Origin of the sequence: Vibrio sp. 10N.222.49.C9 (genome assembly GCF_041474985.1) — a bacterium.
Lineage (GTDB): Bacteria > Pseudomonadota > Gammaproteobacteria > Enterobacterales > Vibrionaceae > Vibrio > Vibrio crassostreae_C.
This window is the reverse complement of sequence record NZ_JBFRVD010000016.1, coordinates 1-23,287: the sequence shown is the minus strand read 5'-3', so window position 1 is coordinate 23,287 and position 23,287 is coordinate 1. Positions and strand designations below refer to the sequence as shown.

The window sequence follows — 23,287 nt, the reverse complement described above, 5'->3', positions numbered from 1 at the left end:
CTAAATAGGCTTTTTATAATAACAAGCGGAATACTCCGCATCACACTGGAGAATAACTGTGAAGACAATTACCACAGATATCGCAGTCATCGGCGCAGGCGGCGCTGGTCTTCGTACAGCAATTGCAGCAGCTGAAGCTAATCCTGAATTGGAAGTAGCACTGATTTCTAAAGTTTACCCAATGCGTTCGCACACGGTGGCAGCAGAAGGCGGTTCAGCAGCGGTAATTAAAGACGAAGATAGCCTAGATAACCACTTCAACGATACTGTTGGCGGTGGCGACTGGCTATGTGAACAGGATGTTGTTGAATACTTTGTTGAAAACTCGACTCGCGAAATGATCCAAATGGAACAATGGGGCTGCCCATGGAGTCGTAAAGAAAACGGTGAAGTAAACGTACGCCGATTCGGCGGTATGAAGGTAGAGAGAACGTGGTTCGCAGCGGATAAAACCGGCTTCCACATGCTTCATACTCTGTTCCAGACTTCGATGAAGTACGACACAATCAAACGATTTGATGAGTACTTTGTGGTGGACCTTCTCGTAGAAAACCAGAGCGGCGTTGAAGATGGCGAAGTACAAGGCCTAATCGCGATTCATATGTCTGAAGGTGAGCTTGTTACGATTAAAGCGAAATCTGTTGTATTAGCAACCGGTGGCGCAGGTCGTGTTTACCACTGCAATACTAACGGCGGCATCGTAACTGGCGACGGTATGGCAATGGCTTATCGCCACGGTGTACCACTGCGTGATATGGAGTTCGTTCAATACCACCCAACAGGCCTACCGGGCACTGGCATCTTGATGACCGAAGGTTGTCGTGGTGAAGGCGGTATCATCGTCAACAAGAACGGCTACCGTTACCTACAAGATTACGGCATGGGCCCTGAAACTCCAGTGGGCGAGCCGAAAAACAAATACATGGAACTGGGTCCTCGTGACAAAGTTTCTCAAGCATTCTGGCACGAGCAGCAGAAAGGCAACACCATCAAGCACCCGCTTGGTGATGTCGTACACCTTGACCTTCGCCACCTAGGTGAAGAGTACCTGCAAGAGCGTCTTCCGTTCATCTGTGAGCTTGCAAAAGCGTACGTAAACGTAGACCCAGCAAAAGAGCCAATCCCAATTCGCCCTACCGTTCACTACACCATGGGTGGTATTGAAACTAACGGCACGTGTGAGACTCGCATTAAAGGCCTATTCGCCGTTGGTGAATGTGCTTCAGTTGGCCTACACGGTGCAAACCGCCTAGGGTCTAACTCTCTGGCTGAGTTCGTGGTATTTGGCCGCGTAGCCGGTGAACAAGCCGTGAAACGTGCCGCTGAATTCAAAGGCTGGAACGAAGAAGCTATTACTAAGCAAATCAAAGCGGTTGAAGATCGCATCGCAGGCATCTTGGCTCAAGAAGGCGACGAGAACTGGGCTGATATCCGTACTGAAATGGGTCACACCATGGAAGCGGGTTGTGGTATCTACCGTCAAGAAGACTTGATGCAAAAGACCATCGACAAACTCACTGAACTGAAAGCTCGCTACAAGAAGATCAGCATTAAAGACAAAGGCAAAGTATTCAACACTGACCTACTTTACGCTATCGAAGTGGGTTACGGTCTTGAAGTTGCAGAAGCGATGGTTCACTCAGCGATCCTTCGTAAAGAGTCTCGCGGTGCACACCAACGTCTAGACGACAACTGCACAGAACGTGATGACGTGAACTTCCTGAAACACTCTCTATCTTTCTACAACGAAGATGCAGCACCAACCATCGACTACAGCGGCGTTAAGATCACCAAATCTCAACCTAAAGCTCGTCTGTACGGTGAAGCTGCAGAGAAAGCCGCTGCCGCTGAAAAAGCAGCAGAAGAGAATGCTAAGAAGAGCGAAGAGGAGCAAGCATAATGTCAGCGAATCGAATCCAAAAAATTGAAATCCTGCGTTATGACCCTGAGCACGATGCAGAACCTCACTTTCAAACCTTTGAAGTGCCATTTGATGAAACCATGTCAGTACTTGATGCGATCGGTTACATCAAAGACAACCTAGATAAAGACCTGTCTTACCGTTGGTCTTGTCGTATGGCGATTTGTGGTTCTTGCGGCATCATGGTTGATGGCGTGCCAAAACTGGCGTGTAAGAGCTTCTTACGTGATTATCCAAACGGCTTCAAAATTGAGCCTTTGGCTAACTTCCCAATCGAAAAAGATTTGATTGTCGACATGACGCCGTTCATCGAGCGCCTTGAAGCGATCAAGCCTTACATCATCGGTAACGACCGTAAGCCAGAAGACGGCACAAACATCCAAACTCCAGAGCAAATGGCGAAATACAAACAGTTCGCTGGCTGCATCAACTGTGGTTTGTGTTACGCAGCATGTCCTCAGTTTGGTCTAAACCCTGAGTTCATTGGCCCTGCGGCACTTGCTCTTGCTCACCGCTACAACCTAGATAGCCGTGACAATGGTAAAGCTGAGCGCATGAAGCTTATCAATGGCGACAACGGCGCTTGGGGCTGTACGTTTGTAGGTTACTGTTCTGACGTTTGTCCGAAGAAAGTAGACCCAGCGGCTGCAGTAAACCAAGGCAAAGTTGAGTCTTCAATGGACTTCGTTATCTCGATGTTCAAGCCTGATGGATCGCAAGTAAAAACAGCAGAGGAGGCATAATATGAGCAATCGTAAGCCTTATGTTCGTGAGATGAAGAGAACGTGGTGGAGCAACCATCCGTTCTACCGCTTCTACATGCTACGTGAAGCGACTGTACTGCCTTTGATTTTATTCACTCTGTTCCTAACCTTCGGTTTGGGTGCACTAGTGAAAGGCCCTGAAGCTTGGGCTGGTTGGTTGAGCTTTATGGCTAACCCTATCGTCGTTGGTATCAACATCGTGGCACTGCTAGGCAGCTTGCTGCACGCTCAAACCTTCTTCAGCATGATGCCTCAAGTAATGCCAATCCGTCTTAAAGGCAAATTGGTTGATAAAAAAATCATCGTACTGACCCAGTGGGCAGCGGTGGCTTTTATTTCTTTAATCGTTCTTGTTGTGGTGTAAGGAGCTTTCGTTATGAACACAAATTACAAAGTAAAACCTGTTAACCACAACCCACAACGCTCTGATGAGCCAATCTGGTGGGGCCTATTTGGCGCTGGCGGTACTTGGTTTGCGATGATCACACCAATCACGGTTCTAGTGTTAGGTATCTTAGTGCCAATGGGCATCATCGATGCGGACGCAATGAGCTACGAGCGTGTGTCTGAATTTGCCACCAGCATTATCGGTGCGCTATTCATCATCGGTACGCTAGCACTGCCAATGTGGCATGCAATGCACCGTCTTCACCACGGCATGCACGACCTTAAGTTCCACGTCGGCGTTGCGGGTAAAGTGGGTTGCTACTTCTTCGCAGGCCTAATCAGCGCATTGTCTGTTATTTTCATCTTTATGATTTAAGAGTTAAGGGCAGATTCGAGTAATCGAGTATCGAAGAGCAGAAAAGCGAAAGCAGAGCTAGGTTATCCAGCTCTGCTTTTTTGTTATTTGTTGAATATCTTATCTCTCTGACTCGGCTCTGATCTTCCTGCTTTTCGTATCTCGCATCTCGTTCACACATATCTGCTCTTCCAGCTCTTCGTATCTCGCATCCCGCATCTCGCATCTCGTTTACGCGAATCTGATCTTGGGATACAAAAAAGGCCGCCTAAGCGACCTTTTTCAGATACTTGAAGTCAATTACTTCACACGACCAACGTATTCGCCAGTACGAGTATCAACTTTAACAACTTCACCGATAGCGATGAATAGAGGTACGCGAACTACCGCGCCAGTTGCTAGAGTTGCAGGCTTACCGCCAGTACCTTGTGTGTCGCCTTTAAGGCCAGGATCGGTTTCTGTTACTGCGATCTCAACAAAGTTTGGTGGAGTTACTGTGATAGGGTTATCATTCCACAACGTTAGAGTACATACGTCGTTTTCAACTAACCATTTAGAAGTCTCGCCTACTGCTTTTGCATCAGCAGCGATTTGCTCGAATGTTTCGTTGTTCATGAAGTGGTAGAATTCGCCATCGCTGTATAGGTAGCCTAGTTCAACGTCTACAACGTCCGCTAGTTCTACTGTATCGCCTGACTTAAATGTTTTCTCTAACACTTTGCCTGACAGCAGTTTACGAAGTTTAACACGGTTAAACGCTTGGCCTTTACCTGGCTTAACGTATTCATTTTCGATAATTGAGCAAGGCTCGTTATCCATCATGAATTTTAAACCGCCTTTGAATTCATTGGTGCTTACTGACGCCATGATTTTCTCTTCCACATCTTTGAGTTAATTTCAATGCCGCATATCATAACCCGAAAAGTCGAATCTGTTGAGCAAAACTGGCTCAAACAACTATCGAATGCGATCTCTGACCCGACAAAACTGCTTGAGGCATTGGAAATAGACCCAACACCATGGCAAGCAGGCTTCGCTGCTCGTGAGTTATTTGCACTTCGGGTACCTCTTAGCTTTGTCGAACGAATGGAAAAAGGCAACCCACACGATCCATTGCTACGACAAATTTTACCGCTAAGCGAAGAGTTTGAGGTACACCAAGGCTATTCCGCCGATCCTTTGGAAGAACAAGAAAATGCAATTCCGGGCTTACTGCACAAATACAAAAATCGTGCACTGATGATTGTAAAAGGCGGTTGTGCGATTAACTGCCGCTACTGCTTCCGTCGTCACTTCCCTTACCAAGATAACAAGGGCTCGAAGTCTGTTTGGCAAACCAGCCTAGACTATGTGGCTGCTCACCCAGAGATCAACGAAGTTATCTTGTCGGGTGGCGATCCACTGATGGCAAAAGACAGCGAACTAGAGTGGCTAATTCATGCTATCGCACAAATTCCACATGTGAAAACAGTTCGAATTCATAGCCGATTACCGGTTGTGATTCCCGCTCGAGTAACGGATGAACTATGCCAATTGTTAGCTCAAACTCGCCTTAATGTGGTGATGGTGAGCCATATTAACCATGCCAACGAAATTAACTTAGAGCTCAAACAAGCTTTCCACAAGCTTAAGTTAAGTGGTGCTACTCTGCTCAACCAAGGCGTGATGCTTAAAGGAGTAAACAACAGCGCTAACTCATTGAAAGAATTAAGCGAAAAGCTATTCGACGCCGGTATTTTACCTTACTATATGCATGTACTTGATAAGGTTCAGGGCGCAGCGCACTTCTATATTTCAGATGAAGAGGCGAAGCATCACTTTAAAGGATTAATCTCTGAGGTTTCTGGCTACCTAGTACCTAAGTTAACCCGTGAGATTGGCGGACGCAGCAGCAAGACACCGCTCGACCTACACATTGAATAGAGAAGTTGTATCAATGAAACACAATACCTCAGTTGCTCCACCATCAACCACATCTCAACCAGCGCTTAGGTTCAGCTCAAGAGGTTTCACCATCATCGAGCTGGTCGTGGTGATCGTGATTCTAGGTATTGTGTCGGTCACTGCAGCTTCTAAATTCCTCAACCTGCAAACTGATGCGCGTATCTCGACATTAAATGGCCTGAAAGGCGGAATGGAGGGTGCAAGTGCTATGCTTTATGGTAAGACATCAGCACTAGGCTTGGATAAGGCTGTCAGCGCATCGATTAACGTTGAGGGTGACGATATATTGGTCGCTTACGGTTACCCTGCAGCGATGAACGATCAAACTTGGTCAATGCTTATCGAATCCACGTTCTTGGATGCGGTTTGGGATACGGGCAGGGCTGACTGGTTCTTTACCAACACAGATGCAAATGATGGCATTATTCTTTATGCGCCTTCTAGCCGAAAAAAACAGGCTGATAACTGCTACCTTGAGTACCAAGAAGCGACAGAGACCACGACACCAGCCTTCACCTTAACAACAAGCGGCTGCTAGGTTTTAAGTAATCTTTATCAATCGTTAAGACAAAAAGTTTTTGTTCGATCGTCCGGTCTATTATTAGCATACTCTGCTCTATTCTAAATTTTTAGGAGGGGTGATATGTCACAATTTATAGAACAAACTCTCAACCTTGCCCCCTTTAGCTGGGCAGGCCTCGCTGCATGCATGCTGTGTGGTTCTTTAATCGGAATCGAGCGACAAACACGCGGTAAACCCGTCGGAATCCGAACGTCGATTCTGATCATCAGTGGTACCTATTTCTTCCTCACCATGGCGATCAGCCTATCCCCCAACACACTCGATCAAGCTCGTGTGCTTGGTCAGATAATTACGGGTGTTGGATTTCTTGGGGCTGGTGTAATGATGACACTGGATGGCAAGATTCATGGCGTGACTTCAGCCGCAATTATCTGGGTACTCGCAGCATTAGGTATGATGATCGCACTAGGGCATCTTTCCCAATCGGTCATTATCACGCTAATGGCGCTAGTGATTCTGCTTGGTGTCGATAAAGTGGAAAACAGCTTCCAAAGCTTACGTCGTGGCGTTCACCAAAAGTGGATGCGAAAAGGTCGCGTGAAGAAATAGCGCAGCACTTGATAGCCTTAGTGGTAATGCCAATGATACAAAGAAGCCTAGTCAAACGACTAGGCTTCGCATTATTTTGGGAGAACTTAATACACCTGAATGCACACCTGATTCTTACCCGCAGCCTTTGCCTTATAGAGCTGCTCATCAGACGAACGAATACTCTGGTTTTCCCACAAGTGCCCTACGCTGTCGAACTTATACAAAGAGTAAAGCGTCGCGCCACCAGACACTGAGATACTAATCTTGTCACCCGTAGGGCATCGATAACTCTGTAGGCTAATGTCGTTTTGAATTCGCTCAAAGATCGATGAAAGCAACTCAGACGATTCACCCGTAATCGCGACAACAAACTCTTCGCCACCAAATCGAGCCACGATATCTTGCTGTCTAACGCTGTTCAGCATCAACCGAGCAACATGGCAAATCACCTCGTCCCCCACTTTATGGCCATGCTGATCATTAACGACTTTGAAATCATCGATATCAAACACGCCAACACCAATAATCGGCTCTTCATCTTGCGCCAGTAATCGAGCCTCAAAACCACGTCGATTCAGCAAGCCCGTTAATGGGTCGCGCATTGCTAGCTCATTTAAACGCTGGTGCTCTTGTCTTGTATAGAAGCGCCATAGCCATAAAACCGAGAGCAGATACAAAACCAACAGTATCGAAAGCTGAATCTTCTCCATCTCCAATACATGCAGAAAGTGCTCGCTCTTATCTTCTTCAATACTCAGATATAGCTGGGTGTTAATGTCATCAACATACAGAGGCTTGGAATACGTAAAATCCATAAACCCGTATTTGTTTGCGCCTCGAGTACTGGTGACTTTATAGCCATGGGTAGGGTTCGATACTAGGTTCGAGACATAGCCATCGACACCCAACACCCCTTTAAACTCACCATTAACGTAGATTCCTTTGGTTAAGGTCACCACTTTCTGACCTGTCAGGTAGTCATCATATTGGCCGGTATACACCACTTGGTCTTGCCCTTGAGCTAAGCCAAAGCGAATCGTGTTCACCCAATAAGGCCTGCTATTCACAACCGAATCAAAGGTGTCGCCCTTAATGTAACTGGCAAAATCAGAAGGCGAAGAGATAATGAATTTCTCTTTTGAAATGAAATAAATCGCAGAGATGGTATCAATGGTATTGGCAAAATAAGCCATGGTCGGCGCGATGAACAGGCGCTTACCCGCTTCGGTATAAAGGTCCGATTCCGGGTTGCACATCTCGCGAGGGCCAGAGAACATAAAATCAAAACGAGGGGCATGTTGCTCCTCACTGGTGAAGTAACACGTCTCACCCTCGATCTTTTTGTCATGCGAGAATACGTAGGTATCCCCATGCAGTGGATAAAGCGCAGTGATGTTGTACTCAAGCGCATTTATGATCTGTGTGAGCTCCGCTAAAGAGCGTGTTACGCCTTGGTTTTCCATTCCATACTGTTTATCTGATTCTTCCGCTGAATCAACGAGCAACAAGCTCAAAACTACTAAAAAACTGGCGGTCAGGCCTAAGAAAGCCTTTTTAAAATCGACGGTATGGTGGTTAATCAAAGCATATAAATCATCATTAGGAATTTATCGCACATTGTACTCATAAGTAAAAATACTGCAATAGAAAATATAAAACAATATGCTTATCTATTTTGGAGGGGCGTTTGGATATCTATAAGAAAATGTTGAGTTGCAATAACGCCTAAGTCAGATGCACTTAGGCGTTATGAATCACTATAGTAACACTAAGCCTTACTTAGCAAAGTTTACAATCGGGAAGCACGGGAAGAAACCGTTGTCAGCACAGTTGATCAGACCAACTTGTACGCCTTCGATTTTGTTGGTTTTGTTGAAGATACCAACCTGAACCGTAGACACTTCTGAAAGGTTCGCAGCGCCAACATCAACCATAGTGTTACCTTCTGAGTAGTTGACGAAACTCACGTTCGCGCCTTTCACATCATTAGTAATGTTCACAGCACCAAGGTTAACACCCGTTGTTTTACCCGTGTTCCAGTTGAAGAAACCTAGAGATGCACCGGTCATTTCTTGGTTCACTTTTGATGCACCAAAAATACCAAGGTTCACACCTGTGGTCGTTTGCGTCTCAGACATACCAACAACAGCAAGATCAAGACCTTTAAGGTCGTTCACTTGTCCGTGAAGTAAAGCCAAGCGCACACCGCCAACAGCGTCTGAGTCAGGTGCGTTGAAGCCATTGATCGTTGAAAACATAACAGGCGAAGAAGCAAATGCCGCCGGTGCCATTACTGCTGCAGACACAGCAAGTACTGAAAGTAGTTTTTTCATTGGGGAGTCTCCACTGACTTATTGTTCACTTGATTAATCCATTTTTAATCAAGCATTTATTGTCCTTTATTCAACAGCTACCCATGTTAAATCAATGTAATAACTGTACTGTTGAATATAAGCCGCTAAATCATAAAGAGCAATGGTTAAGAGCAGATGCGGGATTCGAGTGAACGAGATGCGAAAAGCAAAAAAAACAGAGACCGAAACCTCCGCTCTAACGCTTATTATTCCAAACAAAAATCTAGGCGAGAAAATCAACATGTTTCACAAGCTTATAGCCCACACACTTATTGCCGCATCTAAAGCGATGTCATCCTAAAAAATTTATTGATAAAAGCTCAACAGACCTCAGGTATTCAAAAACTAATGTTCGTAAAATTCTGAAAATAAACTAAATTCTAATATAGGAATAGAACGATATGAAACAGTGGGAATAGCATGATTAAGGAACCTACGAATAAACAGACCATTAAAGCGATTATTTCGCGTGGTTTTTTGGCTATCGTGTTATTTTTAGGCCTCTATATCTATGTTAGCCATGCTCTGAAGAACAAAGAGCAGGACATGATTAATCTCCAGCTCAGTCTTTCTGAAGCTTATAGCGTTATGCTCTCTGTCAGACGACAAGAGCAGCAGTTTGTTTCCACAAGGCAACCAGAGATTCAAGAACAACTCAATATAAAGCGAAGTCAGCTGATCGAAAAGCTGGCTGAGATCGATGGGAAAATCGTACGAAGCGACCTCAATATTTCTTTTAATTATGCCAAAGTTGTCGAGTATCTCGACGAGTACCACACCGCCTTTACATTATTAGCCCTTGAGTTAGTCAGCATACATGGCAAGAGGGACCAAATTGGGCTCATTGAGAAACTAAAAAATGCAGCGTTGACACTTGAGCGCTTCGTACATGAATCCAATAATGTGCAGCTTGAAGAATTGACTTTAGAAACACAAGATCTCATGTATCAGTTCTTTACCGATTTTGATCAGACAACATTAGATAAGATTGTCGATTCATTGTTCAAAATCCAAGATGAAATAGAACAGAATTCCCGAACGATCAGTGCATTAGCTTCGTTTAATAATTTTAAACGCCACTTTTGGCGATTGCAGCGAGGGTTAAAGAGTGTCGGGTACAGCTCTGATAGCGGCCTCAAAGGAGAACTCACCAGCAGTATTTATCATGTTGAAGATGAGCTCAACTTACTTTTCACCGAAACACCCAAGCAGATCGCAGAGAGCCTGACGCAGATAAAGTTGTACAGCTACTTATCGACAGCCGCATTAGGAGGGGTGACGTTACTGGTGCTGCTTTATGTTGTGTGGCGTGCCAGTCAACTTGAAACTCAATTGATTGTTTCACAAGAGAAAGCACGACAAGCAAACCGTGCAAAAAGTGCCTTTCTTGCCAATATGTCTCATGAGATACGGACACCGCTTAATGGCGTGATTGGTATGTCAGAAATACTGGCAGAAACCAAACTATCCGCAGAACAGAAAGACTGCCTTGGGACTATCTATACCTCTTCTCAAACCTTACTTATGTTGATCAACGATGTTCTCGATCTGTCCAAAATTGAATCGGGTAAACTGGAAATTAATCCACATACGACAGACTTAAGAGAGCTGCTGTTTGATAGCGTGACTCTGATTTCTTCTAAAGCTTATCAAAAGCAGATTAAGTTGGAAGTTGAAATTGATGGCGAGCTCCCAGAGTACATTCATGTTGATGGGAATAAAATTCGCCAAGTGTTGATGAATTTAGCCTCAAATGCGATCAAGTTTACAGAACAAGGCTCTATCGTATTCACCGCTAAACGGCTTCCATCATTGGAAACAGAGTGTGTGGTCGAGTTTTCTGTTCGAGATACAGGTATTGGTATCGCAGCAGACCAACAAGAGCACATTTTCAAAGCGTTTTGCCAAGAAGATACCAACATCACCTCCAATATTGCGGGGACCGGATTAGGGCTTAGTATTTCGTCACGTATGATGGAAATGATGGGAGGCTCGATAAGCGTTGAGTCAGAGAAAGACGTGGGCAGTTGCTTTCATTTCCAATTAGCCGTAGTGCCATCAGATCATTCTGAACATAAAAATCGTAAACAAACCGTTGTCTATTATTCAGATGCGCCATCGAAACTTTTACTCGATGACTTGTTCCGCCTTGGTTACTCACCACAACTAAAATCAATCGAAACAAACTTGGCGGCAACTGACCTCCCAGAGATCGCTTTGATGGAAGATATTAACCAAGCCAAAACACTGCATCGCTTAGCACCAGAGGTGAAAATCATCATAGTGAAAGATAATCTTAGTGATCCTATGAGTGAGTGTCATTTTATCTCAGGCTATGTGACTCTTCCTATGCTCGGTTCCCGCTTAAGTAGCATGTTGAACTCCGTGCTTGAAAGGTCACAGCCACAACCCCCTCAACATCAACCTGAGCCGATAGAAGCGACTGTACGTCAAAAAGTCCTCGTAGTTGAAGATAACCGCGTAAACCAGAAGGTGGTATGTATCAATTTAGATAAGTTAGGGATTGAATATTGGGTTGCCAATGATGGACAAGAAGCGATTGATTTATATAAAGGGCATCATCAAGACATCGGCCTTATCTTGATGGACTGCATGATGCCGAATGTAGATGGCTTTGAGGCAACAGAGCGAATCAGGCGCTATGAAGAAAACCTGCAACTTCAGGCAACACATATCCTCGCTTTAACGGCATCCGTACTCGATGATGATATTAAACGTTGCTTCGAGTGTGGAATGAACGATTATCTTCCAAAACCATTTAAGCGTGACATGATGCTGCAAAAAATTGATGAACAACAGTTTACGCACAAGGCAGGCTGACCAAGGAGCTTTGGAAAAAAGGGTGATGGTGAAGCTGAAATACAGATACGGGATGCGAATAAATAAGGCTTAAGAGCAAAAAAACGGAGACCGAAGTCTCCGTTTTCTAAAGCTTATGTGTGACTTTCTCTGCTATAGAGAAAGGGGGATGATGTAGGGTAGCAGCGACGCATTACTGCGACACCGCCCCCTAAGAACCGTACGTGCGAGTTTCCCCGCATACGGCTCAAGCCTTTATAAGCACCTACCTAAGTAAATGCCAGCAACTCAAACATGTAATTGCCTATGACAATTAATATGCAACATCATAAGATTTTCGCTATTGTCCGAACCACCATCGACTCGTCGAATGATATGGTGAACATCCCATTCATCTTCAGAGGCAAACTGCCGGTGGCATACCGCACACTGGAAACCCTGCCTTTCGGCAATCTTCCAAAGCTTCATGTTACCTGATAAAGATTTCTTCAATCTTCTGATCGTCAAACTTTCAAAATATTGCTCATCTTCTGGTAAGTAACAATTCGCTAATGCCTTAATCTTTACATGCTTGTCGATTTTCACTCTCGATGCGTAAAGCAAACGGTAGTAGCCATCTTCCTCTTTTGGTCTTGGTGCACTGAATACCCAATTCCTATCCCCTACTGACTTAAAGTATTTATCTTTAATCCAGCGTTTTCGGCGATTAGAATGGATACGTCGACACCAACGCCAAAGCATCTTCCAGATTCGGTAATCTACATACTTGAATGTCTCACTAGCACAGATCCAACGATGGTAATTACACCACCCTCTGATCATCGGGTTCAACTTGGCAATGATTGCACTCGCTGGAGCCGTTTTGTGACTATCGAGATAATCTTTTATGTTTTTCAAAAAGACTTTCACATTCTTTTTCGCAGGCTTGATTAACATCTTGCCTTTGTATTTCCGAACGTTCTGCCCTAGGAAATCAAACCCATTCTCTATATGTGTGATTAATGTTTTTTCCTTCGACAGTTCTAACCCACGATCCGCCATAAAGGCTTCAACTATTGGCAGTACTTCTTGCTCTAACAACTCTTTCGAGATGCCAGTGATGACGAAGTCGTCAGCATATCGCACATAGTTAACCTTAGTTTTATAACTAGCTTTGGTGTTTTTCTTCCCGAAATGAGATTCCAGCACCGCATCTAGCCCGTCTAAAGCCATATTCGCAAGTACAGGAGAAATAATTCCTCCTTGCGGTGTACCTGCTTCTGTTGGATTCCAACTTCCAGATTCCATAAATCCGGATTTAAGCCACTTCTTGAGTATCACTTTATCCATAGGGATATTAGCGATTAACCAATCGTGACTAATGAAATCAAAACACCCTTTAATATCCCCCTCTAATACCCATTGGGCACTACTCTTGCGACTGAGGTTTACGAAACATTGTTCAATAGCATCAGCACAATTGCGGTGAGGACGAAATCCATAGCTATGTCTGTCCGCTTTGGTTTCCGATACAGGTTCTAGCGCTAACAGGTGCAGTGCCTGCATTGCTCTATCACGCATGGTCGGTATTCCTAGCGGACGTTCTTTACCATTAGATTTAGTAATGTAAACCCTCCTTAACGGCATTGGCTTGTAGCCTTTACTCGTTAGAGATTGAATAGCATCCCATTTCAAAGTTGGTGTATTCCAAAGTACTTTGTCGACACCTGATGTTTTCTTTCCACGGTTTTCGGTTACCCGTTTTACCGCTATCGCTTTGGCAGAAAAAGAGCGTATTAACATGCGCTGTAGCTTTTTAATTTGCCTGTTATCGCCGTGTTTAGTTGCCTTCGCAATCCGTACTTGTAGCTTCTTTACTCTTTGATGGCATAGCTTCCAATTAATGGTTTGCCAGCTATCGTTCGAGTATGAGAATGCAGGTAGACACTGTGCCTTACTCATCTTGCTTTCCTCATGGTGGATCCCCCATGTGGAGTGAAGATAGATCTCCCCTAAGGGTGAAGTATCATTCACCCTTAGGGGGACAAGTATCAACCAGCGAACGAAGTTCGCTAGTCATCCTTCGGCTTTACAAGCCTTCTTACGATTAAAGACCTAATGGAAGTCTGCACTCTTTCGAGTTGAGGCAAAGTCTGAACCTCTATCTTGGCGATTACAGCCAAGCATTCGCTTTATCCATCGCTCCCATACCCACTCATCCAACAGCTCCCCTTACGGGTTACCTGCCTCGAGGGCGAATAATTGGGCTTACCAAGTTCCTGTATTTGTACAATTAGTTACTTAGGTTCTACCTATTCAACGGTGGCACAACAGTAGCGTAATCCCAGATGTAAAAGGAATAACCTGTCCACATACCTTTTGGTCAGAGCGCCTTGCAGTAATCAACCTAGATTGATTGCTACAAACAAAGACATTTCGCTCGTCGCGGCTGACGTTGTTTATCAGTAGTTCACATACGTTAACCTTATAACCAAGCCTAGCCTCTCAATCGGTCGTCATTACCGATATCTGTATTATTTGCTCGCGCAAACGACACACCTTTTCAGGGAGTACATTGTCAGGAAGCTTCGCACCAATCCGTTACCAGATTCGCACTATCCCTAGGCTACTACTTGCTACAAAGTAGGTCTTATCACTCAAACTGTTGTTGAGAGTAAGACAATACAAACACAAGCTTCAGTCAATTGACTGTTGAAGCACCTCTTCTTGTTCTGTCAGTGAGGAGTACTCACTTTCAGCTAAGAAGCCAAGAGCTGCAGTTTATGAGGGCATGCCAAACCATTGGCATGTCGGTCCCATGTCTTTCCTTTTTAAAGGCAGTTTCCTGCGCGTTGGTGCCAAAGATTATTACTTTGAATGCACATCGGCATAGTTAACTAAGAGGCAGCACGCTGCCTCTGACATATTTCCGTTTCGAAGACCCTTTCGGGTATGGAGGTTGGGTGAGAGGAACTCTAGGCAGAGCGTTATCATTACATCCTCGGAGTTGATAACTAGGGCGGTTATATCCAACGATATTTCCGCCCACCTCAGTACATTATCCTGAGGAACAGTCAATGCGACCCTTGTCGCACTACATCATGCCGCCCATGCCACCCATACCGCCCATGCCACCCATATCAGGCATTGCAGGGCCAGAATCTTGTGGCTTATCAGTGATCATCGCTTCTGTTGTGATCATAAGACCAGCAACTGACGCTGCGAACTGAAGTGCAGAGCGAGTTACCTTAGTTGGATCTAGGATACCCATTGCAATCATGTCGCCGTATTCGCCAGTCGCCGCGTTGTAACCGTAGTTACCTTCGCCAGCACGAACGTTGTTAGCAACCACTGATTCTTCATCACCAGCGTTCTTCGTGATTTGACGGATAGGCGCTTCCATTGCACGTAGTGCAACACGGATACCGACGTTTTGCTCTTCGTTGTCACCTTCAAGGCCAGCAACTTTAGATGCAGCGCGGATAAGTGCAACACCACCACCAGCAACCACACCCTCTTCAACGGCAGCGCGAGTTGCATGAAGTGCATCTTCTACGCGGTCTTTCTTCTCTTTCATCTCAACTTCAGTTGCAGCGCCCACTTTGATTACTGCAACACCGCCAGCTAGCTTAGCTACGCGCTCTTGAAGTTTCTCTTTGTCGTAGTCAGACGTTGCATCTTCGATTTGTTGACGGATTTGAGAAACGCGACCTTGGATCATTGTTTCTTCGCCCGCGCCATCGATGATGGTTGAATTTTCTTTAGTGATAGTTACACGCTTAGCTTGACCTAGGTCTTCTAGCGTTACTTTCTCTAGGTCTAGGCCGATCTCTTCAGAGATAACCGTACCGCCCGTTAGGATAGCGATATCTTGTAGCATAGACTTACGACGGTCACCGAAACCAGGCGCTTTAACAGCAGCCACTTTAACGATGCCACGCATGTTGTTCACAACTAGAGTTGCAAGCGCTTCGCCTTCTACATCTTCAGCGATGATAAGAAGTGGACGAGATGCCTTAGCAACTGCTTCTAGAGTCGGAAGAAGTTCACGGATGTTCGAAACTTTCTTGTCGATAAGAAGAATGAATGGGCTTTCTAGATCAACAGAACCCGCTTCTTGGTTGTTGATGAAGTAAGGAGATAGGTAACCACGGTCGAACTGCATACCTTCAACTACGTCTAGCTCGTCTTGTAGAGCCTGACCTTCTTCAACCGTGATTACGCCATCACGACCTACTTTTTCCATCGCTTCAGCAATGATGTTACCTACTGTCGAATCAGAGTTCGCAGAGATAGTACCTACTTGCGCGATAGCTTTTGTATCTGCGCATGGAACAGAAAGGCCTTTTAGCTCTTCAACTGCAGCGATAACTGCTTTGTCGATACCGCGCTTAAGATCCATTGGATTCATGCCAGCAGCAACGGCTTTTAAGCCTTCAGTGATGATTGCTTGAGCAAGAACGGTTGCTGTAGTCGTACCGTCGCCCGCCGCGTCATTCGCTTGCGAAGCCACTTCTTTAACCATTTGCGCGCCCATGTTTTGGAACTTGTCTTCAAGTTCGATTTCACGTGCAACTGAAACACCATCTTTAGTGATAGTCGGTGCGCCAAATGATTTGTCTAGAACAACGTTACGGCCTTTAGGACCTAGCGTTACTTTTACTGCGTCAGCCAGAACGTTTACACCTTCTAGCATTTTAATACGTGCGTCATTACCAAATTTAACGTCTTTAGCAGCCATCTTAATTTCCTTTCAAATTCTTTGTTTCGGGGCGTCTCAGCGTTATCGCGTCATTCTGAACAGTGAGGGACGAACGTGATTCAGAATCTACTCAAATCGCACTCTGTTTAGATTCCAGATAATTCGTTCCTCATTTCTGGAATGACGATATGAATCATCCAATACTGGCTCTGATAACTTTTACTGAGAGTTAAATGAAAAATAGATTACTCGACGATCGCCATGATGTCGTTTTCAGACATAATCAGAACTTCTTTGCCGTCGATTTTTTCAGTTTTCGTGCCGTAACCTTCAGCAAAGATAACGGTATCGCCAACTTTTACGTCCAACGGTTGCACTGAACCGTTTTCTAGAATGCGGCCTTTGCCGACAGCTAGAATGATACCGCGAGTCGATTTTTCTGCGGCAGAACCAGTTAGAACGATGCCACCAGCAGATTTAGATTCAACTTCTTGGCGCTCAACGATAACTCGGTCATGTAGAGGACGGATATTCATCGGTCTTATCTCCTGATAATTTCCATTTAAATTTTGATAGTTGCCACGATTAGCGTGGGTCAAACAATATGTTGGGGGCGATGTGAAAGATCCCAAGGGGGGAACGAAAAAATTGTGAGCTAAAGTGCAGATTCTCACCCCTCATCTTTCCCTGCTTTTCGTTTACTCGTATCCCGCATCTGTTTATCCTACGCTTTTGGTTTCTACCGGCGTTTTGCATGCAAGATAAGCACGGGCTATTAACTGCCCCAATTGAGAGTACATTGCGTACCATGACCATACCGACCATATTCGGTATGGTGGCGATCTTGATGTTTAACCTCGTCGATACTTTCTTCATCTCATTGCTTGGCACCCAAGCCTTAGCCGCGGTGAGTTTTACCTTTCCAGTTACCTTTGCGATTAACTGCATCACCATGGGGATTGGCATTGGCTTATCGACATGTATCGGTCGATTGCTTGGCCAAGGCAGCGCACAAAATGCAGCACGCTTTACCTGCCATGGATTATTACTCGCGCTACTTCTGGTCTGCTGCGCTTCCGCTGTTGGCATTATCTCACTCGACCCCTTATTTACTTTATTGGGTGCCGAAGCGGAGTTACTGCCTCTGATCTCTGAGTACATGCTGATCTGGTATATCACCATTCCCCTATTAGTGATCCCAATGGCAGGCAACAGCGCTATTCGTGCCAGTGGCGATACCAAAACGCCTGCTAAAATCATGATGCTGGCAGGGTTAATCAACGGCGTTCTCGACCCTTTGCTTATTTTTGGATACGGCCCCTTCCCTGAACTAGGGATTCAAGGTGCTGCAATTGCAAGTGGTTTCAGTTGGTTTGGCGCTTTGTGTTGCTCGCTGTACATCTTGATTAAACGAGAAAAGCTTCTGGCTTTACCGAATATCAAAAACATCCTTAGCGATTGGTATCAAATACTGACTATCGGCACTCCTGCGGCACTGTCCAATGCGCTCAATCCATTAGCGGGTGCCATCATAATGATGATGTTGGCCAAACAGGGAACCGAAGCCGTTGCTGCTTATGGTGCTGCTCAGCGTATTGAATCCATTCTTATCATTGTGTTGATGTCTCTGACTTCAGCCCTTACGCCTTTCATGGCGCAGAACTTTGGCGCAAACAACTCTCAACGCAGCTTTAAGGCATTGTTTCTCAGTATGCGTTTTGCTGTGATGTTCCAAGGTTTGATTTTCTTAATGATGGTGCCGTTGAGCATCCCCTTAGCTGCCCTGTTCTCTCAAGAAGAATCCGTACGAGGCATTTTGTGGCATTACTTGTTGGTCGTCCCCTTTAGCTATGGATTCCAAGGTATTGTGATGATGCTGATCAGTGGAATGAATGCCATGCATCAACCACTCAAAGCCTTTCAATGGAGCTTCATGCGTTTGTTTGTGTTTACCTTGCCCTTTGCGTGGATAGGCAGCCAAATTGATGGTGTCGAAGGGTTGTTTATTGGTTTAGCCTTGGGGAACATCATGGGTGGTATTTCAGGGTATTGCTTTGCACTTCGTGTGAGGGCTAAAGCAGATGCGGGATACGAAGAGGGATAGTACAAACCAAAAACTGAAAGACAAACGCTGACTACGCAGCGCTTAGTCCATCTTCGTTATATTTATGTCGCTAGAGCAAAGTTGATCGTATTTACCTTCGCTAGATTAACGTTCTGTTTTGCTTGCCACAGATCATAGTGATCCTGCATTGTTAACCAACTCTCCGGGGTTCTACCCAGTGACTTAGAAAGACGTAAAGCCATTTCAGGAGAAACTGCACTTTGGCCTTTAAGAACACGATTCAGCGTAGAAGGGGATACATCAAGCTGCTTTGCAACAAAACGACAGCTATAACCAAACGGTTCCATATATAGGTCATAAATAAACTCACCTGGGTGAGGAGGGTTGTGCATACTCATTAGTGATAATCCTCATAATTTAAAATATAGGCATTACCATCAATAAATTCGAAAGTAATACGCCAATTACCATTTACTGTGATTGACCAAATACCATCTCTATCCCCTTTTAATGGGTGAAGCTTAAAGCCAGGTAGATCAACATCATCAATAATGGTTGCAGTATCTATAGCTGCCAACTGCATCCTAAGCTTACGCTCATGCTTAGCTTGAATACCGGCTTTACTGCCAGTCTCAAAAAACTTTTTGAGACCTTTATGCTTGAATGTTTTAATCATACAGAGAGTGTAGCGTGTTGCGCATCATGAATCAAATTTCAAGCAGCTTAAGAGCAGATGCGAGATTCGGGTAAACGGGATGCGAAGAGCCTCAAAAACAGATACGAGATTCGAAGAGCTTGAGAGCAGAAAAAGACTAAAAGAAGGAAGATGACATGGAAGACACCACTTACAAAATGCTTTATGACGCACCAATTGGCAAGATGATCATTGTGAGCAATGGTGTGTCGCTTATTGAAATTGACCATGTAAATCACGAAGAGCTAATGACTAGCAATCCAGATGACCTTTGCCAACTGGCAGCGAAACAGTTAGATGAGTACTTCGCAGGTCAACGAATAGAATTCGATTTGCCATTAAGAGCGATAAAAGGCACTGACTTTCAAAAAGTAGCTTGGCAAGCTTTAACAACCATTCCTTATGGCGAAACCATCAGTTACGGTGAACAAGCGAAAATAATGGATAACCCAAAAGCAGTAAGAGCTGTGGGTGGTGCAAATGGCAAGAACCCATTTAGTATTGTTGTGCCTTGCCATAGAGTCATCGGCGCGAATGGAACATTAACCGGCTACACCGGCGGTATGAATCGCAAAGAGTGGTTGTTAGATTTTGAGCGTTCGATCTTAAATAAAAAGAAGTAAACCTTACCTCGCTAGATCAATAATATAAAGTTTCACCATCAAGAAGCGCCATTATCACCAGACAACATATAGTCTATATTTAAAATTTCATACAAAGAGGTGATGGTAATGTCCACTGATACGATTGAATCTTATGAAGATCGAAAGCGTAGAGATGGAGCTATAGCGCTAATGAAACTATTATCGTTTTCTATTGATGATAAAAAACATGGCCGAGTCAATTCAGGTACTCAGATTCGAGATAAACTGGCAAAACGTAAACAATCGGTTCAAGAATCAACATCACCGTTACGCTGATAATAATACGTTCGGTTACTTTAGTTTAATCCCATAAGTGTCAATATGGGCAAGTAGCTCATTCGATGTAATTCTATGTTTAACGAGCAAGTCAACCTTGAATGGAAGCGACGACTGTTCTAAACGATCTTGCAAGCCTGCGACGACACTTAACGAAATCCCATGCCCCTCGATAACAATATCGATGTCGGAGTTATCTTTATAAGTTCCAAGGGCTCTAGAACCGAATACCCAGGCATGAATGACTAAAGCATGATTCAAAACAATATCCTCAATCAGCTGATACTGATGAGGCTTAAGGCCGACCGAGTCTGGTTTAACCAAATAACTATCGATCACATTTAACCTCTTGTTCGCATTGACCCTCTTGATCACATTTAAGCTTTAAATAGAGTGTGACTTGCCCTATCACTGGTGAAAATGACTCTAAGATCAGTGACTGAGCTTCAAGGACATTTTCCTCATCATAGGTGTGGGACAATAAATTTCGTTTTATGAGTGCTTCAAGCATAATCTCACACTGCTCCGAAGACAGGTGCTTAGCTTCTAAGGCCGTACGAAAAACGCTCCTCGGCGAAGCCACATCAAACCCTTCAAACTCAAGTAAGTCTTTAAGGGTCTTCCATGTCAGCTCAAAAGAAAATTCAAAAGTTTGTACTAACCCAGCGAGCTCTAACTCATTGTAGCTATCTTGTGAGCACGCTCTCTCAAGTCTTTGCTGCGCTTTCATTAAGTTTTGCAGTCGTTGCTTCCAACGGTCTGGGTTTGAGTTCATATAAACAGCCTAAATATAAGGTAAAAGACAAGTATAGTATGAGCCTTAAGCTACCTAATCATTCAAGAAATGTCACTCTTTCGATATTTATCAAGGCCGTTCTTTTCGTCTTTTGTTTAAGGTCGTGCCCTTATGTTCTCCCCTGCATGTTTTTCTTACCCAATACCTGTCCTTAAGCTCTTCGCTACTCGTTTACCCGTATCTCACATCACGCATCCGTTCTTAAGCTCTTCTCATCTCGCTTACTCGTATCTCACATCTATAAAAAAGCCCGCACTTTTAAGTGCGGGCTTTCAAAATCGTTAAAGCTCAACGTGAGCCGCTGAGCCAAACAACTATTTAACTACTGACTATTTAACGATCACATCGCCTGACATCTCAGCCGGAATTGCGATACCAGACAGAGAAAGCATCGTTGGTGCTAAGTCAGACAGCTTGCCGCCCTCTTTGAACTCAACGTCTTTGCTACCTACATAGATAAGTGGAACAGGTAGGTTAGTGTGCGCCGTGTGGATGCCGCCCGTTTCTGGGTTAACCATCATTTCTGCGTTACCGTGGTCTGCGGTGATAAGCAGTTGGCCGTCAGCTTCTTTGATTGCTTCAACCACTTTACCAAGACATTCGTCTAGCGACTCTACGGCTTTAACTGCTGCATCGTAAACGCCAGTGTGGCCAACCATGTCACAGTTAGGGAAGTTACAAACGATCGCGTCGTATTTGCCGCCTTTGATTGCTGCAACTAGCTTTTCAGTTAGCTCTGGTGCGCTCATTTCTGGCTGTAGGTCGTAAGTTGCTACTTTTGGAGAAGCAACAAGTTGACGCTCTTCGCCTTCAAACTCGTCTTCGATACCACCATTGAAGAAGAAAGTAACGTGCGCGTATTTCTCTGTTTCAGAGATACGTAGCTGCGTTTTACCTTCCTTCGATAGCCATTCACCGTAAGTGTTCTCTAGAGAAGCCGGTGGGAATGCACATAGAAGCGGGATGTCTGCTGCGTATTGAGTCAGCATCACGAAGTCGATCGCTGGGAATACGTTACGAGCAAAACCATCGAAATCAGGAACGAATGCACGTGTAATTTCACGAGCACGGTCAGCACGGTAGTTCATGAAGATAACTGCATCGCCATCTACGATAGCGGCAGACTCTTCGCCTTCTGCTTTGATTTCAGTCGCTTTTACAAACTCATCGTTTTCATCACGAGCATAAGCCGCTTCTAGGCCAGCTACTGCAGTGTCGAATGTGAACTCAGCTTTTGCTTGGGTCAGTAGGTCGTAAGATTCTTGAACGCGATCCCAGTTGTTATCACGGTCCATTGCGTAGTAGCGACCAATAAGCGAAGCCACACGGCCTTTGCCTAGTTTAGCGAATAGCTCTTGGAAACGCGCTAATGTGTTTTCTGCGCTACGTGGCGGTGTATCACGACCGTCTAGGAATGCGTGTAGGTAGATTTTCTCTGCGCCACGCTCTGCTGCCATTTCAACAGCTGCGTAGATGTGATCTTCATGAGAGTGAACGCCACCTGGAGACATAAGGCCCATGATGTGAACCGCTTTCTCAGCTTTCACCGCTTTATCGATAGCGTTCACTAGCGTTTCAGTTTGGCCGAACTCACCATCTGAAATTGACTTAGTAATACGAGTAAGATCTTGGTATACCACGCGACCCGCACCGATGTTGGTGTGACCCACTTCTGAGTTACCCATTTGGCCATCAGGTAGGCCTACATCTAAGCCAGAAGCCGAGATTAGCGTGTTAGGTTGGTTAGCAATAAGACCGTCTAATACTGGTGTTTTAGCGTTCGCGATAGCGTTGTCTTGGTTGTCTTCACGGTAACCGTAACCGTCAAGGATCACTAGAGCCATTGGCTTCTTAGCTGACATAGGACTGACCTCGTTCAATTCAAAATAAATCGGTATAAAAACAAATTAGCGTAATTTTACTACAGTTTACAGTCAAAACTGTAGTGGAAGATCAAGAAAGGGCGCAGGTAGGATGATCGAATGTGAAAAAAAGCGTCATTTGATGGTGACCGATACTTTGTTTCCAAACTAAAGTTTATATAAATAATCCCTGTTAGCCTAAGAATTAGATGATGGCTACTCCGTCAAGTCTGTTTTCTTAAAGCTTTAATAATCGGAGAAATCTCACAAGCTTGAGTATTTTTCATATTGCCCCCTATACCAATGCTAGTTTGAAGCATATAAATTCTGACAACTAACACCTAGCTCCCGATGATAACCAATTCCCAGAATGCTGGCCTCCATTATCGGAACTAGTGACAATGCACGCTTGGTTAATGAGCTAGTTCGCATGAGTCAAACTAGATCCGCAATGGTTGTGTTGTTATTGTTAGCATGCTCCTTCACCAATCCAAACGTCAGTGACCCAGGATTTACTAAGTTTGGTCATTAATCTAGATCTTGGAATGAAAGCTGAGTAAAACAGGTCGCAAATTGAGATTAAGCTCCCTACATAGACAGGATCTTAAGA

Annotated in this window: 22 protein-coding genes; 11 read left to right on the top strand and 11 right to left on the bottom strand. The window is 44.7% G+C overall.

Annotation, left to right across the window (positions count from 1 at the left end):
• The first annotated feature begins 58 nt into the window (after window positions 1-58).
• Genes frdA through frdD form a run of 4 tightly spaced genes read left to right on the top strand, consistent with a single transcriptional unit; the run spans window position 59 to window position 3,448 of the window.
• Complete coding sequence (frdA, locus tag AB4585_RS05975) at window positions 59-1,900, top strand: fumarate reductase (quinol) flavoprotein subunit (RefSeq protein WP_372169424.1); 1,842 nt, start codon at window positions 59-61, stop codon at window positions 1,898-1,900.
• The gene (locus tag AB4585_RS05970; RefSeq protein ID WP_009847917.1) at window positions 1,900-2,664 is read left to right on the top strand and encodes a succinate dehydrogenase/fumarate reductase iron-sulfur subunit; all 765 of its coding nucleotides are present in this window, start codon (window positions 1,900-1,902) and stop codon (window positions 2,662-2,664) included. The genes frdA and AB4585_RS05970 overlap by 1 nt, the downstream gene beginning before the upstream one ends.
• 1 nt (window position 2,665) lies before the next feature.
• On the top strand, window positions 2,666-3,049 hold the full coding sequence (gene frdC, locus AB4585_RS05965) for a fumarate reductase subunit FrdC (protein WP_017061300.1): 384 nt from the start codon (window positions 2,666-2,668) through the stop codon (window positions 3,047-3,049).
• A gap of 12 nt (window positions 3,050-3,061) precedes the next feature.
• Window positions 3,062-3,448, top strand: coding sequence for a fumarate reductase subunit FrdD (frdD, locus tag AB4585_RS05960; protein WP_017631313.1), 387 nt, complete (start codon window positions 3,062-3,064; stop codon window positions 3,446-3,448).
• 279 nt (window positions 3,449-3,727) lie between these two features.
• On the opposite strand, the gene efp is transcribed toward frdD, so the two are convergent.
• Window positions 3,728-4,294: an elongation factor P gene (gene efp, locus AB4585_RS05955; RefSeq protein WP_017067165.1), complete on the bottom strand. Its 567-nt coding sequence runs from the start codon at window positions 4,292-4,294 to the stop codon at window positions 3,728-3,730.
• A 33-nt stretch (window positions 4,295-4,327) separates the two neighbouring features.
• Here efp and epmB point away from each other — a divergent pair, with 33 nt between their 5' ends.
• The 3 genes from epmB to AB4585_RS05940 all read left to right on the top strand — a co-directional run bounded on the left by epmB (window position 4,328) and on the right by AB4585_RS05940 (window position 6,503).
• Window positions 4,328-5,350: an EF-P beta-lysylation protein EpmB gene (gene epmB / locus AB4585_RS05950; protein ID WP_372103406.1), complete on the top strand. Its 1,023-nt coding sequence runs from the start codon at window positions 4,328-4,330 to the stop codon at window positions 5,348-5,350.
• A 13-nt stretch (window positions 5,351-5,363) separates the two neighbouring features.
• On the top strand, window positions 5,364-5,909 hold the full coding sequence (locus AB4585_RS05945) for a prepilin-type N-terminal cleavage/methylation domain-containing protein (protein ID WP_372169423.1): 546 nt from the start codon (window positions 5,364-5,366) through the stop codon (window positions 5,907-5,909).
• Window positions 5,910-6,014: 105 nt separating this feature from the next.
• On the top strand, window positions 6,015-6,503 hold the full coding sequence (locus AB4585_RS05940) for an MgtC/SapB family protein (protein WP_004733333.1): 489 nt from the start codon (window positions 6,015-6,017) through the stop codon (window positions 6,501-6,503).
• 86 nt (window positions 6,504-6,589) lie between these two features.
• Here the strand turns inward: AB4585_RS05940 and AB4585_RS05935 are convergent, their stop codons facing one another.
• Both AB4585_RS05935 and AB4585_RS05930 read right to left on the bottom strand, forming a co-directional pair.
• Window positions 6,590-8,068: a diguanylate cyclase gene (locus AB4585_RS05935; protein WP_017063163.1), complete on the bottom strand. Its 1,479-nt coding sequence runs from the start codon at window positions 8,066-8,068 to the stop codon at window positions 6,590-6,592.
• A 192-nt stretch (window positions 8,069-8,260) separates the two neighbouring features.
• Window positions 8,261-8,818 (bottom strand): VC2662 family protein, encoded by a 558-nt coding sequence (locus tag AB4585_RS05930; RefSeq protein WP_048607780.1) that lies wholly within the window; start codon window positions 8,816-8,818, stop codon window positions 8,261-8,263.
• A 441-nt stretch (window positions 8,819-9,259) separates the two neighbouring features.
• Here AB4585_RS05930 and AB4585_RS05925 point away from each other — a divergent pair, with 441 nt between their 5' ends.
• Complete coding sequence (locus tag AB4585_RS05925) at window positions 9,260-11,680, top strand: ATP-binding protein (RefSeq protein WP_372155489.1); 2,421 nt, start codon at window positions 9,260-9,262, stop codon at window positions 11,678-11,680.
• A 267-nt stretch (window positions 11,681-11,947) separates the two neighbouring features.
• Here AB4585_RS05925 and ltrA read toward each other — a convergent pair whose 3' ends face one another.
• The 3 genes from ltrA to AB4585_RS05910 all read right to left on the bottom strand — a co-directional run bounded on the left by ltrA (window position 11,948) and on the right by AB4585_RS05910 (window position 16,876).
• Complete coding sequence (ltrA, locus tag AB4585_RS05920) at window positions 11,948-13,600, bottom strand: group II intron reverse transcriptase/maturase (protein WP_372169422.1); 1,653 nt, start codon at window positions 13,598-13,600, stop codon at window positions 11,948-11,950.
• A gap of 1,132 nt (window positions 13,601-14,732) precedes the next feature.
• Entirely contained in the window at window positions 14,733-16,379 is a 1,647-nt protein-coding gene (gene groL, locus AB4585_RS05915; protein WP_017061290.1) for a chaperonin GroEL, read from the bottom strand.
• Window positions 16,380-16,585: 206 nt separating this feature from the next.
• Window positions 16,586-16,876, bottom strand: coding sequence for a co-chaperone GroES (locus AB4585_RS05910; protein WP_010433998.1), 291 nt, complete (start codon window positions 16,874-16,876; stop codon window positions 16,586-16,588).
• 218 nt (window positions 16,877-17,094) lie between these two features.
• Here AB4585_RS05910 and AB4585_RS05905 point away from each other — a divergent pair, with 218 nt between their 5' ends.
• Window positions 17,095-18,444 carry an MATE family efflux transporter gene (locus AB4585_RS05905; protein WP_017067999.1) on the top strand — a complete coding sequence of 450 codons (1,350 nt, stop codon included), beginning with the start codon at window positions 17,095-17,097 and terminating at the stop codon, window positions 18,442-18,444.
• A 62-nt stretch (window positions 18,445-18,506) separates the two neighbouring features.
• Here AB4585_RS05905 and AB4585_RS05900 read toward each other — a convergent pair whose 3' ends face one another.
• Together AB4585_RS05900 and AB4585_RS05895 are read right to left on the bottom strand one after the other, a co-directional pair.
• Entirely contained in the window at window positions 18,507-18,803 is a 297-nt protein-coding gene (locus AB4585_RS05900) for a HigA family addiction module antitoxin (protein ID WP_017067998.1), read from the bottom strand.
• Entirely contained in the window at window positions 18,803-19,081 is a 279-nt protein-coding gene (locus tag AB4585_RS05895) for a type II toxin-antitoxin system RelE/ParE family toxin (protein WP_017067997.1), read from the bottom strand. The genes AB4585_RS05900 and AB4585_RS05895 overlap by 1 nt, the downstream gene beginning before the upstream one ends.
• Before the next feature lie 155 nt (window positions 19,082-19,236).
• Here AB4585_RS05895 and AB4585_RS05890 point away from each other — a divergent pair, with 155 nt between their 5' ends.
• Complete coding sequence (locus tag AB4585_RS05890) at window positions 19,237-19,722, top strand: methylated-DNA--[protein]-cysteine S-methyltransferase (protein WP_372154906.1); 486 nt, start codon at window positions 19,237-19,239, stop codon at window positions 19,720-19,722.
• A 108-nt stretch (window positions 19,723-19,830) separates the two neighbouring features.
• Window positions 19,831-20,019, top strand: a complete 189-nt coding sequence (locus tag AB4585_RS05885) for a hypothetical protein (RefSeq protein WP_017071100.1) — start codon at window positions 19,831-19,833, stop codon at window positions 20,017-20,019.
• A gap of 15 nt (window positions 20,020-20,034) precedes the next feature.
• Here AB4585_RS05885 and AB4585_RS05880 read toward each other — a convergent pair whose 3' ends face one another.
• The 3 genes from AB4585_RS05880 to gpmM form a co-directional block, all read right to left on the bottom strand.
• Window positions 20,035-20,358: a nucleotidyltransferase family protein gene (locus tag AB4585_RS05880; protein WP_372103415.1), complete on the bottom strand. Its 324-nt coding sequence runs from the start codon at window positions 20,356-20,358 to the stop codon at window positions 20,035-20,037.
• Window positions 20,348-20,794 (bottom strand): HI0074 family nucleotidyltransferase substrate-binding subunit, encoded by a 447-nt coding sequence (locus tag AB4585_RS05875; protein WP_017093683.1) that lies wholly within the window; start codon window positions 20,792-20,794, stop codon window positions 20,348-20,350. Before AB4585_RS05875 ends, AB4585_RS05880 begins: the two co-directional genes overlap by 11 nt.
• A 350-nt stretch (window positions 20,795-21,144) precedes the next feature.
• Window positions 21,145-22,677: a 2,3-bisphosphoglycerate-independent phosphoglycerate mutase gene (gene gpmM / locus AB4585_RS05870; RefSeq protein WP_017067156.1), complete on the bottom strand. Its 1,533-nt coding sequence runs from the start codon at window positions 22,675-22,677 to the stop codon at window positions 21,145-21,147.
• Window positions 22,678-23,287 lie beyond the last annotated feature (610 nt).

Bases quoted from the DNA above. Each gene is read 5' to 3' on its own strand.
- frdC (WP_017061300.1), top strand. From the start codon at position 2,666: ATGAGCAATCGTAAGCCTTATGTTCGTGAGATGAAGAGAACGTGGTGG.
- AB4585_RS05940 (WP_004733333.1), top strand. From the start codon at position 6,015: ATGTCACAATTTATAGAACAAACTCTCAACCTTGCCCCCTTTAGCTGG.
- AB4585_RS05930 (WP_048607780.1), bottom strand. From the start codon at position 8,818: ATGAAAAAACTACTTTCAGTACTTGCTGTGTCTGCAGCAGTAATGGCA.
- epmB (WP_372103406.1), top strand. From the start codon at position 4,328: ATGCCGCATATCATAACCCGAAAAGTCGAATCTGTTGAGCAAAACTGG.
- AB4585_RS05890 (WP_372154906.1), top strand. From the start codon at position 19,237: ATGGAAGACACCACTTACAAAATGCTTTATGACGCACCAATTGGCAAG.
- efp (WP_017067165.1), bottom strand. From the start codon at position 4,294: ATGGCGTCAGTAAGCACCAATGAATTCAAAGGCGGTTTAAAATTCATG.
- AB4585_RS05885 (WP_017071100.1), top strand. From the start codon at position 19,831: ATGTCCACTGATACGATTGAATCTTATGAAGATCGAAAGCGTAGAGAT.
- AB4585_RS05910 (WP_010433998.1), bottom strand. From the start codon at position 16,876: ATGAATATCCGTCCTCTACATGACCGAGTTATCGTTGAGCGCCAAGAA.
- frdD (WP_017631313.1), top strand. From the start codon at position 3,062: ATGAACACAAATTACAAAGTAAAACCTGTTAACCACAACCCACAACGC.
- AB4585_RS05875 (WP_017093683.1), bottom strand. From the start codon at position 20,794: ATGAACTCAAACCCAGACCGTTGGAAGCAACGACTGCAAAACTTAATG.
- groL (WP_017061290.1), bottom strand. From the start codon at position 16,379: ATGGCTGCTAAAGACGTTAAATTTGGTAATGACGCACGTATTAAAATG.
- ltrA (WP_372169422.1), bottom strand. From the start codon at position 13,600: ATGAGTAAGGCACAGTGTCTACCTGCATTCTCATACTCGAACGATAGC.
- AB4585_RS05895 (WP_017067997.1), bottom strand. From the start codon at position 19,081: ATGATTAAAACATTCAAGCATAAAGGTCTCAAAAAGTTTTTTGAGACT.
- gpmM (WP_017067156.1), bottom strand. From the start codon at position 22,677: ATGTCAGCTAAGAAGCCAATGGCTCTAGTGATCCTTGACGGTTACGGT.
- AB4585_RS05925 (WP_372155489.1), top strand. From the start codon at position 9,260: ATGATTAAGGAACCTACGAATAAACAGACCATTAAAGCGATTATTTCG.
- AB4585_RS05945 (WP_372169423.1), top strand. From the start codon at position 5,364: ATGAAACACAATACCTCAGTTGCTCCACCATCAACCACATCTCAACCA.
- AB4585_RS05970 (WP_009847917.1), top strand. From the start codon at position 1,900: ATGTCAGCGAATCGAATCCAAAAAATTGAAATCCTGCGTTATGACCCT.
- AB4585_RS05900 (WP_017067998.1), bottom strand. From the start codon at position 18,803: ATGAGTATGCACAACCCTCCTCACCCAGGTGAGTTTATTTATGACCTA.
- AB4585_RS05905 (WP_017067999.1), top strand. From the start codon at position 17,095: ATGCAAGATAAGCACGGGCTATTAACTGCCCCAATTGAGAGTACATTG.